The sequence below is a fragment of the Shinella sp. AETb1-6 genome, assembly GCF_009826875.1.
GTDB lineage: Bacteria > Pseudomonadota > Alphaproteobacteria > Rhizobiales > Rhizobiaceae > Shinella > Shinella sumterensis.
The window spans coordinates 13,564-28,086 of sequence record NZ_WUMM01000003.1 but is presented as its reverse complement, the minus strand read 5'-3'; the positions used below and the strand labels follow the sequence as shown (position 1 = coordinate 28,086).

Annotated in this window: 13 protein-coding genes; 12 read left to right on the top strand and 1 reads right to left on the bottom strand. The window is 61.9% G+C overall.

The features are described from left to right. The first annotated feature begins 13 nt into the window (after window positions 1-13). The gene (locus GR158_RS05755; RefSeq protein WP_160870318.1) at window positions 14-1,399 is read left to right on the top strand and encodes an FAD-binding oxidoreductase; all 1,386 of its coding nucleotides are present in this window, start codon (window positions 14-16) and stop codon (window positions 1,397-1,399) included. Window positions 1,400-1,420: 21 nt separating this feature from the next. Further along, on the top strand, window positions 1,421-1,780 hold the full coding sequence (locus GR158_RS05750) for a cupin domain-containing protein (protein WP_134646397.1): 360 nt from the start codon (window positions 1,421-1,423) through the stop codon (window positions 1,778-1,780). A gap of 152 nt (window positions 1,781-1,932) precedes the next feature. Here GR158_RS05750 and GR158_RS05745 read toward each other — a convergent pair whose 3' ends face one another. Then, on the bottom strand, window positions 1,933-2,721 hold the full coding sequence (locus GR158_RS05745) for a helix-turn-helix transcriptional regulator (RefSeq protein ID WP_160870317.1): 789 nt from the start codon (window positions 2,719-2,721) through the stop codon (window positions 1,933-1,935). A gap of 117 nt (window positions 2,722-2,838) precedes the next feature. On the opposite strand from GR158_RS05745, the gene GR158_RS05740 reads away from it, so the two are divergent. The 10 genes from GR158_RS05740 (at window position 2,839) to GR158_RS05695 (ending at window position 14,516) form a co-directional block, all read left to right on the top strand. Then, a complete protein-coding gene (locus GR158_RS05740) occupies window positions 2,839-4,182 on the top strand; it encodes a glutamine synthetase family protein (protein ID WP_160870316.1) in 1,344 nt (447 codons plus the stop codon). 38 nt (window positions 4,183-4,220) lie between these two features. Then, window positions 4,221-5,372: a PotD/PotF family extracellular solute-binding protein gene (locus GR158_RS05735; RefSeq protein ID WP_160870315.1), complete on the top strand. Its 1,152-nt coding sequence runs from the start codon at window positions 4,221-4,223 to the stop codon at window positions 5,370-5,372. A gap of 74 nt (window positions 5,373-5,446) precedes the next feature. Beyond that, window positions 5,447-6,541: an ABC transporter ATP-binding protein gene (locus GR158_RS05730; protein WP_160870314.1), complete on the top strand. Its 1,095-nt coding sequence runs from the start codon at window positions 5,447-5,449 to the stop codon at window positions 6,539-6,541. 2 nt (window positions 6,542-6,543) lie between these two features. Continuing rightward, complete coding sequence (locus GR158_RS05725) at window positions 6,544-7,419, top strand: ABC transporter permease (protein WP_160870313.1); 876 nt, start codon at window positions 6,544-6,546, stop codon at window positions 7,417-7,419. Next, window positions 7,416-8,252, top strand: a complete 837-nt coding sequence (locus tag GR158_RS05720; RefSeq protein ID WP_160870312.1) for an ABC transporter permease — start codon at window positions 7,416-7,418, stop codon at window positions 8,250-8,252. Before GR158_RS05725 ends, GR158_RS05720 begins: the two co-directional genes overlap by 4 nt. A gap of 16 nt (window positions 8,253-8,268) precedes the next feature. Then, a complete protein-coding gene (locus GR158_RS05715) occupies window positions 8,269-9,432 on the top strand; it encodes an iron-containing alcohol dehydrogenase (protein WP_160870311.1) in 1,164 nt (387 codons plus the stop codon). 285 nt (window positions 9,433-9,717) lie between these two features. Further along, window positions 9,718-10,569, top strand: a complete 852-nt coding sequence (locus tag GR158_RS05710; RefSeq protein ID WP_202402166.1) for an IclR family transcriptional regulator — start codon at window positions 9,718-9,720, stop codon at window positions 10,567-10,569. Window positions 10,570-10,571: 2 nt separating this feature from the next. Further along, on the top strand, window positions 10,572-11,669 hold the full coding sequence (locus GR158_RS05705; protein ID WP_160870310.1) for an ABC transporter substrate-binding protein: 1,098 nt from the start codon (window positions 10,572-10,574) through the stop codon (window positions 11,667-11,669). Between the two features lie 59 nt (window positions 11,670-11,728). Next, window positions 11,729-13,447 carry an iron ABC transporter permease gene (locus GR158_RS05700; protein ID WP_134646379.1) on the top strand — a complete coding sequence of 573 codons (1,719 nt, stop codon included), beginning with the start codon at window positions 11,729-11,731 and terminating at the stop codon, window positions 13,445-13,447. After that, a complete protein-coding gene (locus tag GR158_RS05695; protein ID WP_134646377.1) occupies window positions 13,440-14,516 on the top strand; it encodes an ABC transporter ATP-binding protein in 1,077 nt (358 codons plus the stop codon). Before GR158_RS05700 ends, GR158_RS05695 begins: the two co-directional genes overlap by 8 nt. Window positions 14,517-14,523: the final 7 nt, after the last annotated feature.

Below are 14,523 nucleotides of genomic sequence, written 5' to 3'. Positions count from 1 at the left end.
CGAAAGCTCTGCCATGGACGTCAAGACCAACGGTAACATCTCCTTCTGGTATGCCGATATCGGCGGCTTGCCGCAGAAGCGTTCTCCCCTGCCCGGCGACCGCACCGCCGATGTCTGCATCATCGGCGCCGGCTATACGGGCCTGTGGACCGCCTACTATCTGAAGAAGGCCAATCCTTCGCTCGACATCGTCGTCGTGGAGCGCGAATTCGCCGGCTTCGGCGCATCCGGCCGCAATGGCGGCTGGCTTTCCGGCGGGTTCGGATGGTCGCGCGAAAAATACCTGAAGACATCTACCCGTGGCGCCGTTGTCGACATGCAGCGTGCGATGGCGGGTACGGTCGACGAGGTGATCCGGGTGGCGGAAACGGAAGGCATCGATGCCGATATCCTGCGCGCCGACAACCTGACCGTCGCCACCAACCAGCCCCAACTCGACCGCGCGCGGGAGGAGTATCAGTTCTATCTCGACTGGGAGATGCCGCCCGAGCAGATCGAAATGCTGTCGGCTGAAGAGGCCGCCAAACGCATCCGCATCGCAAATGTGAAAGGCGGCTTCGTCATTCGCGATATGGCGCGCGTGCAGCCGGCGAAGCTCGTGCGCGGGCTCGCTGCGGTGGTCGAGCGGCTTGGCGTTCCGATTTTCGAAGGCACGGCCGTCACCGCTTTCGAGAAGGGCCGTGTGACGACCGATCGCGGCACGGTGCTCGCACCCGTCATCATCCGTGCGACGGAAGGTTTTACCGCCGGCCTGCCGGGAGAAGAGCGCACCTGGCTGCCGCTCAACAGCGCGCAGATCGTTACCGAGCCCGTGCCTGACGCGCTGTGGGAGCAGATCGGCTGGGAGGGGCATGAACTGCTCGGCGATGCCGCGCATGCCTATTGCTACGCTCAGCGCACCCGCGAGGGCCGCATCACCATGGGCGGACGCGGCGTGCCCTACCGTTTCGGTTCGAAGACAGACATCAACGGCCAGACACAACAGGCAACCATCGAAGCGCTGCACGCCATCCTGACGCGCCTGCTGCCGCAGACGAAGTCGTTGAGGATCGATCATGCCTGGTGCGGCGTGCTCGGCGTGCCGCGCGACTGGTGCACGACGGCCGGCTTCGACCGGCAGACGGGGATCGGCTGGGCCGGCGGCTATGTCGGCCTCGGCGTCTCCAGCTCCAACCTTGCCGGGCGCACGCTCGCCGATCTCGTCCTTGGCCGGGAAACGGCGCTGACCGGCCTGCCGTGGGTCAACCGGACGGTGCGCAAATGGGAGCCGGAGCCATTCCGCTGGCTCGGCGTGCATTCCATGTACCAGCTCTATCGAATTGCCGACGAACGCGAATTCGCCGGCCTTGCCCAAACATCCAGGCTCGCCGCGATCGCGGACGCTATTACCGGCCACTGACGCCTTTCAAGGACATACTCAATGATCAATTTCGAGAATTTCGGCGACCTTCACGACCGCGAGATCGGCGAATTCACGCCCAAACCCACTTCTATCGCCGGCGACCAGATGGAGGCGACGCTGGAGCTGTGGAGCAGTGCAAACGGCCAGATGGAGACGGGTATCTGGGAATGCACGCCGGGTCGCTTCACCGCGGACCGCAGCCAGAATGCCGAAATCTGTTACATTCTCACCGGCCGCGTGACGCTTCACAATGGCGACGGCACCTCCCGGGAAATCGGTCCCGGCGAAATGTTCGTCCTTCCGCTCGGCTGGCGTGGGGAATGGACCATTCACGAGCAGACCCGCAAGATTTATACGATGGTCGCAGGCGGCGTTTGATATAACCCGAACCAGCCGGTTCCTGAGATTGGATTGTTTATTTCAGTGTCAGGAACCGCTCTTATGAACACCTCCAGGCCAACCGTGCTGTTTGGCTGGAACAGGCGGTTCGGAGTGAACGCCCCATTTCCGCAAGGGAAATCCGCAGGACTTCAGAGTTTCGCCAGCTTTCGGATGAAAAGCCCGAAGAGCTCTGCCTGGCTCGTGATGTTCAGCTTCTGGTGGATGTTCTTCCGGTGAATTTTCACCGTCCCTGAGGTGATCTTAAGCGTCGCGGCGATCGATGCGTTGGAATGGCCGCGCAGGATCAATGACGTTACCTCGATCTCGCGCGGTGTCAGCACGCCGTTCGTCATCCGGTTCAAAGTATCATTGATGGGATCGTGTCCCGGCACGGGGCCCGCACCGGTATCGCTGCCGACGACACTCCAATGTCTCTCGCAGATGGTTCGAAGCAGGGGCTCCGCACCGCGGATCAGGGAAAGATCCCGTCGGCCGAAGGCCGGCGCGGTGACGGGACGCGTGAAGCTGATGACAATTCCGGTCCAGTTCGGCGTGCGGCACAGGATACCGACCTCATCCCTGATGCCCGTCAGGACATAGTGCTGGCGATAATATTCCGAGCTGTAGAAATGATCCGGCGCCATGTCCTTCAGCCGAAGGATCGACGTCTTCTTCGTGTCCAGGGCCGCGCCATAGAAGGGGTCGAGCAGGTAGGGACCGGCGGTATAGGCGTCGATGATGGTTCGCGCCCGCTTCGGATCGATGTTGTGGTAGCAGCAGACAGGCTTTTCCGCGCCGCGATAGGCGAACACCATCAACACGTCGAAATCGATGATGGTCGCAAGGGCCGCTTCAAGGCTTTGTCCAAAGCTTTCCGTACCGACGGCCTTCATGGCGCCCGCAAGCGCACTGTTCCATGCTGCAAACCCCTGATCCAACCGCTGCCCCTTGCCCGTTTGCCGACGTCGAAACCCGACAGCGCGTTCTATCCCCCCGGGGATATTTTCACGCAACGACATCACGCCCTAGGCTAACCGCAACAACGGGAACAAGTCATGCCGAAATCTCCGGATACGAACAAATCCTTCGAAACGAAATTGCAAGAGATCGACGCCCGGTCAGTCCATATCGGCATGGTGGACCCCGAAGGCGAATTCCGCGACAAGCTGGTCTCCGCCGAAAAGGCGGTGAAGCTCGCCAAGGACGGCTATCCGTTCTGCGAGGTTCTCTATTTCTGGGACATTGCCGAAAACACCTATCGCGATGGATCGTTTATCGATCGGCCGGCCAAGCTCGATGCGACGACGATCCGCACATATCCCTTTGCCGAAAACATGGCGCTGTGCATCGCGGATTTCGACGGCGAATTCGGCCGTCGCTCGCCACGCAATGTCTGCCTGGCGCAGATCGAAAAGGCTGCCGAACTCGGCTTTGACGTGCATGCCGCCTTCGAATTCGAGTTCTTCGTTTTCGATGAGACCGCAGAGAGCATGAAAGCGAAGCAGTATCGCGATCTCACGCATTTCGCGCAGGGAAACCGGACCTATTCCCTTCAGACGTCGGCGCTTCACGGCGATCTCCTGGCCGGCCTCGAAACGACGATGGAGACCATGGGCGTCAGGCTCGATGCCATCCACACGGAACTCGGTCCCGGCTGCTTCGAAGCGCCGCTTTATCATGCGAAGGGTATCAAGGCGGCGGACGACGCGATGCTTTTCAAGAATTTTGCCCGTGCGTACTTCGCCCGCAATGGCAAGACGGTGAGCTTCATGTCAAAGCTGTCACCCAAGCTGTCCGGTCAGTCGGGCCACCTTCATCTGTCGCTGCGCGACCGTGATGGCCGCCCGGTCTTCTCCGATCCATCAACGTCTGATGGCCTCAGCAAGGCGGCGCGGCATTTCCTTGGCGGCCTCCTGAAGCTCATGCCGGAACTTCTGGCCATGTGCTCCTCCACCGTCAACGCCTACAAGCGCCTCGTGCCGGGCGCCTGGGCACCGACGGCAGCCAATTGGGGGGTGCAGAACCGCACTGCTGCCGTGCGTGTCATCAACGACCAGCCGGAAAGCACCCGCATCGAGTTCCGCGTGCCGTCGGCGGACACCAATCCCTATCTGGCCCTGTCGATGATGCTGGGCGCGGGCCTCGCCGGCATTCGCGAAGGAATCGAGCCGCCACCGGGCAGCGCTGCGGACTTCTATGCATCGAAACCGGCGCCGGAAACCGTCTTTCCGCGCGATCTCCATGAGGCGGCTACCCGCTTGCGCGCGAGCAGCAAGGCGAGAGAGCTGTTCGGCAGCGATTTCGTCGAGAGCTTCGCGGAAAGCCGGGAGGTGGAGCATGCCGAATATCAGCGACAAGTCAGCGAATGGGAGATCCGGCGCTATCTGGGCGTGGTCTGATGCCGCGCCCCAATGAATGATCAAGAGAGGAAGAAAAAATGAAAAAGGGAACAGCAGATATCAGCTCCAACATCGGCGCCATGAAGCGCCGGTCCGTGCTCAAGGGCATCGGCGGTCTCGGCCTGGCCGCCGCCGGCAGCGGCTTCCTGGCGTCACGGCGCGATGCCGCAGCGGCAGAAAGCCTCAACTACATGTGCTGGGAAGGTTATAACGCACCCAGCATTCTGGAGCCGTTTCAGAAATCGAAGGATGCCTCGATCTCGATCGACCTGATCACCGACTCGGCCGGCGGTTTCGCCAAGCTCGCAGCCGGCGCATCGCGTGATTTCGACCTCGTGTCCTCCGACAGTCCCTGGATCCAGCGCATGGGACCGGCGGGCTTCTGCCGCTATATAGACGAAGCGGATTTCGCCGACCAGTTCGCCGAATTCTACCCGCAATTCCGCGCGCCCTTCGCACCGCTCGCATTCGAAGGAAAGGCGACCGGCCTTCCGACCCGCTGGGGCTGGGTCGGCCCGACCGTCAACACCAAGTTCGACAAGCTGGAGACATGGTCGAGCTACGCGCCTGTCTTCGACAGCGCCTACAAGGATAAGATCTGCCTCCTCGACTGGGGTGACTGGCCGATCATGCCGCTGGCGCTCTATGCCGGCATCAACCCCTACGAGGAGCTGGACGACGCGGCGCTCGAAGAGGTCCGCAAGGTCCTGCGCGCCGCCTTCAAGAACACGCGCGCCATCGTCGCCGACCTCGCCGTGGCGCAGAAGGGCCTGATCGACGGCTCTTTCCGCGCCCTTATCGGTGGCGGCACCTATGCGACCTCGGCGCTTCGCATGAAGGGCCACGATTACATCCAGTCCATCGTGCCCGAGCCGAAGAACGGCTTGAAGCAGGGCATCATCTGGATGGAAGCGACCGGCCTGATCGACAACGGCAAGAACTCGCAGATCGCGGCGGACTTCCTGAAATACATCGTGTCTTCCGATGTCGCCAAGCAACTCGCAATCACCGAGGCGACCTGCAACCTGGTGCCGAACAGCAAGGCCGAGGCGCTGTTCTCCGAAGAAGAGAAAAATGCCTTGCAGATGGACTACATGTGGACGGCCTGGGACAACAGCCAATTCCACACCGTAGCGCCCAATATCGACGACATGCTGGCGATCTGGCAGGAAGAGCTCGCCGCTCGCTAGTCGCGCAGAACAACGACAGGCCGCCCGATGGGCAGGCCTGTCCGTTCCCATTGCAGATATCAAGGAAATCGAGCTTGGCCAGCCCCATCATCGATGCATCCGGCATCGTCAAGGACTATGGAACGGCACGTGCGCTTCACGGCGTTTCGCTGCAGATCGGCACCGGCGAATTCGTTGCGCTCGTCGGTCCGTCGGGCTGCGGAAAGACGACGCTGCTGAAAATCCTTGCAGGCTTCGAGGAGCCGACAGGCGGGCATCTTCAAATTCAGGGCAGGGATATGCGCGGCGTACCGGCGGCAAGCCGCCCCACGCGCATGGTTTTCCAGAAACTCGCGCTCTTTCCGCACAAGACGGTCGCGGAGAACATCGGTTTTCCCCTCAAGCTCCAGAAGGTCGGCAAGGCGGAAGCGAACGGCCGCATTCGCGCGATGCTCGACCTGATGCATCTGAAGCCGGACTATCTCGAGCGCTATCCCGCACAGCTTTCCGGCGGCGAGCAGCAGCGCGTGGCGCTCGCCCGTGCGCTGGTGTCCCACCCCGGCGTGCTGTTGCTGGACGAGCCCATGAGTGCGCTCGACGCCAAGCTCAAGAAATCCCTTCAGGCAGAACTGAAGAAACTGCACCGCGAACTCGGCACCAGCTTCGTGCTCGTGACACATGATCTTGAGGAGGCGATGATGCTGGCGGACCGCATCTGCGTGATGCGCTCAGGACACGTCGTTCAAGTCGGAACGCCCGCTGACATCTACTACCGTCCAGCCAACATGTTCGTCGCGGGCTTCATCGGCGAGACCAATTTCCTGCCCGTGACCGCAAGCGCCGCCGGTGACGGGATGGCGGTCGTTTCGCCCTTGGTCGCCGCCGGGAAAACGACCATCGCGTCCGAGCATGTCTCACCGTCCGTGTCCGCGAAAGGCACGGCGCTTCTTGTCCGCCCCGAGACCATTCGTTTCGTGAAGGGGGATGCCGCTCCCGGCGAATGGGTGCTGGACGGCCAGGTGGAGGAATATTTCATCAAGGGTGCATCGACGCAGTACCGTGTCCGCGTCCGCGGGCTCGACAACGCCGTCATTCTGGACCTTCCCGGCTCGATCGTACTGCCGGCCGCTGTCGGCGAGGCGGTGCGCATCGGCTTCGACCCCACCCAAGCCTTCCTTCTTTCGGAGTGAGCATGAGGATCGAACGCAAATCCTGGAACGATCCGGTTTTCGTCGCCACGGTCGCGCCGCTCGCGCTGGTCATGGTCGCGTTCTTTCTCGTGCCACTCCTGATGACCGCGGTCCTGACCTTCCAGACCACGCAATATTACCGGCTCGTCTGGACGTGGGACCTCAAGATCTGGACCGAGGTCTTCTCCAAGCCGCATTACTGGACGATCATGCTGCGCACGGTGGCGATGGCGCTGATCTGTGTCGTTCTGACCGTGCTGATCGCCTTTCCGGCCGCCTATGCGCTTGCCACGCGGCTGAAGACCTTCAAGACGCAGATCCAGATCCTGATCATCTTCGCCTTCCTGACCGATGCGGTGCTCAAGACCTTCGGCTGGATCCTCATTCTCGACAAGAATGGCGTGGCGAACTGGCTGCTGATGCATTTGGGCTTCCCGCCGGAAATGCTGAACCTGCTCTTCACGCCGACCGGCACCATGATCGGCATGGTCTACAATCTCGTCGCTTATCCCATGTTCACGATCTACCTGTCGCTGGTGCGTATCGACCGCGACCTGATGCTCGCAGCCTATGATGCCGGGGCGTCACGAATTCGGACCTTCTTCGAGGTTACGCTGCCGTTGTCGCGGCCGGGACTTTACTCCGGCGCGGTGCTGGTCTTCGTGCTCAGCCTTGGCGCATTTCTCGAACCCAAGGTGCTGGGCGGCGGTACGTCTCCGCTCGCATCCGAACTGATCCGCCAGAGTTTCGAGACCCGTGTCAACTGGCCGCTCGGCGCGGCGCTGACCATGGTGCTGATTACCATCGGCGCGCTGATGCTTGCCACGTGTGCGACATTCGCCCTTCGCCGCCCGTCCACCGGGAGGAGACCCGCATGATGTCACAACGCATGCGCAACGCGCTCGTCGATACCACACTGGTCGGCTCGGTCGTTCTTCTTCTCGTGTTCTTCTACGCGCCGATCGCCACGCTGGTCGCGTTTTCCTTCACGTCGAGCCGCGTGCTGACGCTGCCGATCGAAGGTTTCTCCCTGCAATGGTACGGCGAACTGTTCAACAAGCCGGACTTCCTGCCCGCCGTCCTGAACTCCGCCGCCGTTGCAACGATCTCAACGCTCTTCGCGACGGTACTCGGCACAGCAGGGGCCGTCGCATGGGTCAGATACCGTTTCCGCCTCCAGAGTGCATTCCGCGGGCTCACCTTCGCGCCGCTCCTGTTTCCGCAACTGCTGCTCGGCGTGGTCATGCTGTTGTGGTTCTCGGTTCTCGGCAGTTGGCTGGGTTTTTCGACCGGCCTTGTCACGGTTATCATCGGCCACGTCGTCTACATCACACCCTTCGCACTGGTTGTCGTGGCGGTGCAGGTCTACGGCTTCGACGAGACGCTCGAGGACGCTGCCCGGGATGCCGGCGCAAGCGGTTGGGAAGTCTTCCGCGAGATTACGTTTCCGCTGCTCTGGCCCGGCATCTTTTCTGCCGCCATCTTCTCCTTCCTGCTCTCCTGGGGGAACTTCTACGTCTCCTATTCCCTTGCGGGAACGGCGCGCACGCTACCGATCTTCGTCTATAGCGGCATCGCCGTCGGCTCGTCGCCGATCTATCCTGCGCTCGCCACCGTCAATCTCGTGCCGGCCCTTCTCCTAGTCATCGTCGCCGAAGTGCTGCGACGCCGCGCGCTGAAGCGGCAGGCTTCCAGCATTGCCACATCTTAAAAAGCAAGGTTCCAACATGCCTGTTGATACACTCACCACCACCAGCAACTGGAGTTTTCCCACGGTCGTGCGCTTCGGGAACGGCCGCATCGCTGGCCTGGGCGAGATGGTACGCGAACTCGGCGCAAGCCGGCCGCTCGTCGTCACCGATGCCGGTCTGAAGGATCTTTATCCCGTACAGCGTACGCTTGAAGCGCTGAAAGCGGCAGGTCTTGCGGCCGGGTTCTACTGGAATGTCAAACCCAATCCGACCGGCGGCAATGTCGCCGACGGCGTCGAGGCCTTTCGCGCCGGCGACCATGATCTGGTGGTGGGGATCGGGGGTGGCAGCGCGCTGGATGCGGCCAAGGCAATCGCCTTCATGGCCCGCCAGACGATCCCCATGTGGGATCTTGAAGATATCGGCGACAACTGGAAACGCGCCAACACCGCCAGCCTCGTGCCTGTCATCGCCATTCCGACAACAGCCGGGACAGGCTCGGAACTCGGCCGCTCCTCGGTGATCACGCATGAGGACGACAGGCGAAAAGTGATCGTCTTTCATCCGCGCATGATACCCGAAATCGTCGTCATGGACCCGGAGCTCACCGTCGGACTGCCTGCGCATATCACCGCCGCAACAGGCATGGATGCCCTGTCCCACGCGCTCGAAGCGCTGAGCGCCCCCTCCTTCCATCCCATGGCGGAGGGCATTGCGCTCAACGCGCTGCGGCTGATTCACAAATGGCTGCCGATCGCCACGCACGACGGCAGCAATCTGGAAGCACGTGGTCAAATGCTGATCGCTTCCGGAATGGGCTGTGTCGCGCTGCAGAAGGGCCTGGGCGCCATCCATGCGCTCGCTCATCCGCTTGGTGCTCTCCACGACGCACACCACGGCCTGCTGAACGCCGTGCTGATGCCATATGTCGTCGCGTTCAATGCCCCGGCGATTGCGGATAAACTCGAACTGCTGGCCCGCGTTCTGGATCTCCCGCGCAAAGACGCGGACGGTGTCATCGACTGGATCGTTTCACTGCGCGGCGACCTCTCCATTCCGGACAAACTGTCGGGCATGGGATTGAAAGACATCGACCTCGACAAGGTGGCGCAGATGAGCCTGCTCGATCCCTGTGCCGGCGGCAATCCGGTCAAGCTCGACGAAGAAAGTGTGCGCGGCATTCTTTCTGAAGCGAAGTAGCCCCTACCCGCATAGAAACCGATTTCACAACCTTGCCCCGGTCGTCGTGCGACTCCGGCAGGCAAGGAAAGCCTGACAAGCCGGCAGGATCTTGCCTCGCTTAACGCGAGGCGAGATCCTGCCGCCTTGCTTTCGTCTGGCCCACGCCACTTGGCTAGTCCGGTGGCCTTACTGCCCTTCTCCTGCAATCCGACATGCCGTCGCGGCAGAGCTGATGAGTGCGCCTGGCCGCCATCCTCCACGGATCTGTGAAGCGAACCACGCACGCGTTGGTGACCGTTTTGCGTGCACGCCGGAACGTCGGAGCAAAATCAATTTGACGTAACGCGACAAATTCACTATTTTGATTACATTCAATATACTGAACAAAAGCGGAGGATGGACGTGAGCGGACGCGGAGTGGAGCGTGTCTTGGACATGATTGAGTGGTTTGCCGCCTCACCGGAAGGCGCAAGCCTCTCCGAGATCGCGGCTGCTCTCGCCATGCCAAAGTCGAGCGCGCTTCTGATGCTGCAGTCGCTGACCGAACGCGGCTACATTCATCGTCTTGGCAGCGGCGAATACCAACTACTCAGGCTGCCGGGCGAAATATCGCCGGACGGCCGCAATTACGGTGCACTCATCGCTCTCGTTTCGCCCTATCTTGCAGACGCTGTGCAGCAGACCGGCGAGACAGGCTTTGTCGCCGTCTTGGAAGGCCCGTCCATCCGCTATCTCAACAAGGTGCTGCCGAAACGCGAAATCCTCTATGATCGCGATATCGGTCCGACACGCCCCGCGCATAAAGTCGCCAGCGGCGTGGTTCTGCTGGCAGCCGGAAGCGATGCGGAAATCGAGGCTTACGCCGTGTCCGCCTCACTGTCCGAGGCAGAGCGTTCGAAGCTCCTGAACGCCGTCGAAAGCGCCCGCAAATCAGGCTTCTACGTCAATCCCATGGGGATCGTCGAAGGCGCAGCGGGCGCCGCCGCGCCGATCATGGGCGCAAACGGCAAGGCGATCGCCGCGCTCAACATCTCCGGGCCTCAGGTCCGGTTCGTCAAGAATTCCGACCGCATTTCTGAAGTGGTCCGGGAAACGGCGGTGACGATCAGTGAGGAGCTGGCGCGCCGCAGTCGTCGTTTATCCAAAGGGAGGTAAGAATGAAAATCGTGGCTCTGACAGCCGTTGCAGGCCTGTTTGCCGGCATCGCCGGTTTTGCGCAGGCACAGGACGTGCCGGCCGGATATCCGGAAGACTACGCCAAGATCATCGAGGGTTCGCGCTCGGAAAAGGGCCTGATGATCTATTCCAACATGGCTGACAACAATTGGCAGCCGATCATCGCCGGTTTCAACGCAAAGTATCCCTGGATCAAGGTCGAGACCGTCGACCTCGGCTCGGGCACCGTGCACTCGCGCTGGGAAGCCGAGAAGGGATCGAGCGCCCGCACCGCCGACGTGCTCGTATCGGGCGCCAACGACCGCTGGGCGGCGTATGGCAAAGACGGCCTGATGGACGATTATAAAAGTCCGGAAGCCGATAAGCTGCCGGAATTCGCGCGTCCCTATCCGGGCGTGAACGTGCTTTCCACCGATCCGCTGGTCATCACGTACAATGCGGCCCTTCTGACGGAAGATCAGCGCCCGAAGGGCTTTGCATCGCTGGTTGAGGCCGCGACGGCCGATCCCGGCAATTTCAACGGCAAGATCACGACCTATGATGCGGCCCGCAACAGCTTCGGCCTGACAGCCTGGTGGGCCTACATGGACAAGAAGGGTGAGGCCGGCTGGGACGGTCTGCGTAAGATCGGCCCGATGATCCGCGGTGAAACCTCCGGCGGCCCGATGAACGAAAAGATCGCCACCGGCGAATATCTGATGGGTATCGCCGTGTCCGGCATCACCATCTTCCCGCGCCTCGAGCAGCCGGGCGGCGAGATTCTCGGTTTTGCCTTCCCCGACGACGGCACGATCATGATGCTGCGCGGCATGGGCATCCCCAAAGGCGCGGCCAACCCGAACTCCGCCAAGCTGTTCGTCGACTACGCGCTTAGCCAGGACGGCCAGACACAGGTCGGAAAGGGCGGTCTGGTGCCGTATCGCGAAGACGTTCCGGAAGACCAGGTTCGCTACACGTTCCAGAAGATCGGCGAGATCGTCGGCGAGGACAATATCATCACGGCCGGTTTCGACCAGCGCCTGATCACCGAAGCGGGTCCCTTCGTCGAGAAGTGGAACGCCGCACTCGCCGGCAAATAAGCCGACCCGAAGGGCCGTCGTCTGGTCGGCCCTTCCACCAACCCTGACAGGAAAATTCGATGACGGATATCAGCCACCCCGGCGCGGCCGGACGGGGGATAGACCGATCACAGGCGATCTACTGGGGCGTTGCGGCGCTGACGACGATCCTCGTGTTTGGTCCGATCACCCCCATCATCTTCCAGGCCTTTCTCGACAAGCCGCTCTATGATGACAGCGCGGTCGTCACGATCGGCAACTTCACGCGCCTTTTCAGTGAACCCGGCATGGCCGGCGTGTTCTTCAACACGCTCTATTTCGGCGCGCTGACCATGATCGTGGCCCAGGTATTCGGTGCCGTCATGGCCGTGCTTGTCGGCAGAACCAATCTACCGGGCCGCAAGTGGCTGGGCGAGATCTTCATCTGGCCGCTCTTCGTCTCGAACCTCGTCATCGCTTTCGGCTGGTTCACGATGTACGGCCCGTCGGGCTTCATAACGCTGGCTGCCAAGACATATCTCGGCGGCGCGCCGTGGAACCTTTACACCGTGACCGGCATGGGAATCGTCGCGGGCCTCAGCCAGGCGCCGCTCACCTATCTCATGTGTCTGGCCGCCGTCACCAAGGCCGATCCGCTGCTCGAAGATGCGGCGCGATCCACCGGCGCAGGTCCCTTCCGGGCGCTGTTTTCCGTCACCATCCCCATGATCCGCCCGGCGATCATCTACTCCGCGGTGCTGAACTTCGTCGTCGGCATCGAGATGCTGGCGATCCCGCTGCTCTTCGGCGGACCGTCCGGCATCCAGACGGTCACGACCTTCCTCTACAATGCCGGCATCAACGCGGCGGTCCGGCCTGAATACGGCATCGTTGGCGCTGCGGCAGTGATCCTGCTCCTCGTTGTCGCCTTCCTCGTCTGGCTCCAGGGCTTCCTGATGAAGGGTGCAGGCCGTTTCGTCACCGTACGCGGCAAGGCCAGCCGTCCCTCGACGCTGGATCTGGGCGCTTGGCGCTGGCCCGCTTTCCTGTTCGTCTTCGCCTTCGCGTTCCTCACGATCATCTCGATCTTCGGAGGCATCTTCATGCGCTCGGCCGTGAGCTTCCTCACGCCCCTTATCCCGTTCTGGAAAGTGCTGACGACGGCGAATTTCGAGCATGTCCTGGGCTCGGCCAACTATGTGCGCTCGATCGTCAACTCCGTCCTCGTGGCAACGATCGGCGCGGCGATCGGCACCTTCTTCATCCTGGTGATCGCGCTCGTTGCCCGCCGGTCGGATTTCCGTCACAACCGCGCGCTCGAATATATCGCGCTTTTCCCGCGCTCGCTCCCGGGCATCATCGCCGGCCTCGGCTTCTTCTACGCGGTCATCTGGCTTCCCGGAGCGGATGTCATCCGCGGCACGATCCTGGTCCTGATCCTCGCCTTCATGATCCGCTACATCCCGGTTGGCTTCGGCGCCATTGCGCCGGCGCTCGCCCAGGTCGGCGAAGAGCTCGACCGTGGTGCCCGTATATCCGGAGCCGACTGGTGGACGACGGTCACGCGCATCATCGTGCCGATCCTGAAACCGGCATTGTTCAGCTGCTACGCCCTGCTCTTCATCCACTTCTTCAAGGAATACGTGACGGCAGCGTTCCTCTATCAGCCTGGATCCGAAATCATCGGCACCACCATGCTGCAGCTGGTCGCCCAAGGCGATAACGGCCCGGTCTCCGCACTAGCAACCATTCAAGTCGTCATTACCGCCGCGTTCGTAATCCTTGCACGCCGCGTCATGGGAGCCAAAATCTATGGCTGATCTCGTTCTTCAGAACCTGACCATCAAATACGGTGCGGTCACGGCCGTCGACAACCTCAACATCCACGTCGCATCCGGCGAATTCCTGACGCTGCTCGGACCGTCGGGATGCGGCAAGTCGACCTCGCTGTTTGCCGTTGCCGGCCTCAACCACGCGACGTCAGGCACCATCCGCGTCGGCGAGCGGGTGCTTTTCGATGGCAACCCGAGCAACACCGTCCCTCCGGAACGGCGCAACATCGGTCTCGTCTTCCAGTCTTATGCGCTGTGGCCGCACAAGACGGTTGCCGAAAACCTGGCTTTCCCGCTGACGCTGCGAAAGATCGGCCGGGCTGAGCGCGACGAGCGCATCAAGGAAGCGCTGGGTCTCGTGGAGATGCTGCCCTATGCGGATCGATATCCGTTCGAACTGTCCGGCGGCCAGCAACAGCGCGTGGCGCTTGCCCGCGCGCTCGTCTACCGGCCGCCGCTTCTCCTGCTCGACGAGCCCCTGTCGAACCTCGATGCGAAGTTGCGCGAGCGCGCCCGCGTCTGGCTGCGCGAGTTGCAGGAGCGGTTGAACGTGACCACCATCTACGTAACGCATGACCAGGCGGAAGCCCTGGCCGTCTCCGATCGCATCGCCGTCATGAGCATGGGCCGGATGCGCCAGCTCGGCACGCCGCGTGAGATCTACGAGCGCCCCGCCGACAGCTTCGTCGCCGACTTCATCGGTTCGTCGAACTTCTTCGATGGCACGATGCTTGAAAACGGCACGGACAAAGCCCGCATCCGCCTGGCTGATGGCAGCGAGATCGTCACACCGCCGGGTGCCGCGGCAAGGGACGGGTCCGTGGTCGTCGCCATCCGCCCGGAGAAGATCGAGCTTTCCAGCTCGGCCGGCCAGAACACGATGCGCGTCTCGATCGATCAGCGGACTTATCTCGGGTCGGTCTGGCAATATGCCGTGCGCTCCGGCTCAATCGAGTTCCGCATCCAGACCCCCGTCGAACTGAAGGAGGATTCGGTCCTGGTGCATATCCCGCAGGAACATTGCGCGGTCTTCCCCGACAAGCCCGGCGCGAATTGAGGTCCCC

What these genes read in the sequence shown, in the direction of transcription:
- GR158_RS05740 (WP_160870316.1), top strand. Translation starts at nt 2,839, where the DNA reads ATGCCGAAATCTCCGGATACGAACAAATCCTTCGAAACGAAATTGCAA.
- GR158_RS05695 (WP_134646377.1), top strand. Translation starts at nt 13,440, where the DNA reads ATGGCTGATCTCGTTCTTCAGAACCTGACCATCAAATACGGTGCGGTC.
- GR158_RS05750 (WP_134646397.1), top strand. Translation starts at nt 1,421, where the DNA reads ATGATCAATTTCGAGAATTTCGGCGACCTTCACGACCGCGAGATCGGC.
- GR158_RS05705 (WP_160870310.1), top strand. Translation starts at nt 10,572, where the DNA reads ATGAAAATCGTGGCTCTGACAGCCGTTGCAGGCCTGTTTGCCGGCATC.
- GR158_RS05755 (WP_160870318.1), top strand. Translation starts at nt 14, where the DNA reads ATGGACGTCAAGACCAACGGTAACATCTCCTTCTGGTATGCCGATATC.
- GR158_RS05700 (WP_134646379.1), top strand. Translation starts at nt 11,729, where the DNA reads ATGACGGATATCAGCCACCCCGGCGCGGCCGGACGGGGGATAGACCGA.
- GR158_RS05725 (WP_160870313.1), top strand. Translation starts at nt 6,544, where the DNA reads ATGAGGATCGAACGCAAATCCTGGAACGATCCGGTTTTCGTCGCCACG.
- GR158_RS05735 (WP_160870315.1), top strand. Translation starts at nt 4,221, where the DNA reads ATGAAAAAGGGAACAGCAGATATCAGCTCCAACATCGGCGCCATGAAG.
- GR158_RS05715 (WP_160870311.1), top strand. Translation starts at nt 8,269, where the DNA reads ATGCCTGTTGATACACTCACCACCACCAGCAACTGGAGTTTTCCCACG.
- GR158_RS05720 (WP_160870312.1), top strand. Translation starts at nt 7,416, where the DNA reads ATGATGTCACAACGCATGCGCAACGCGCTCGTCGATACCACACTGGTC.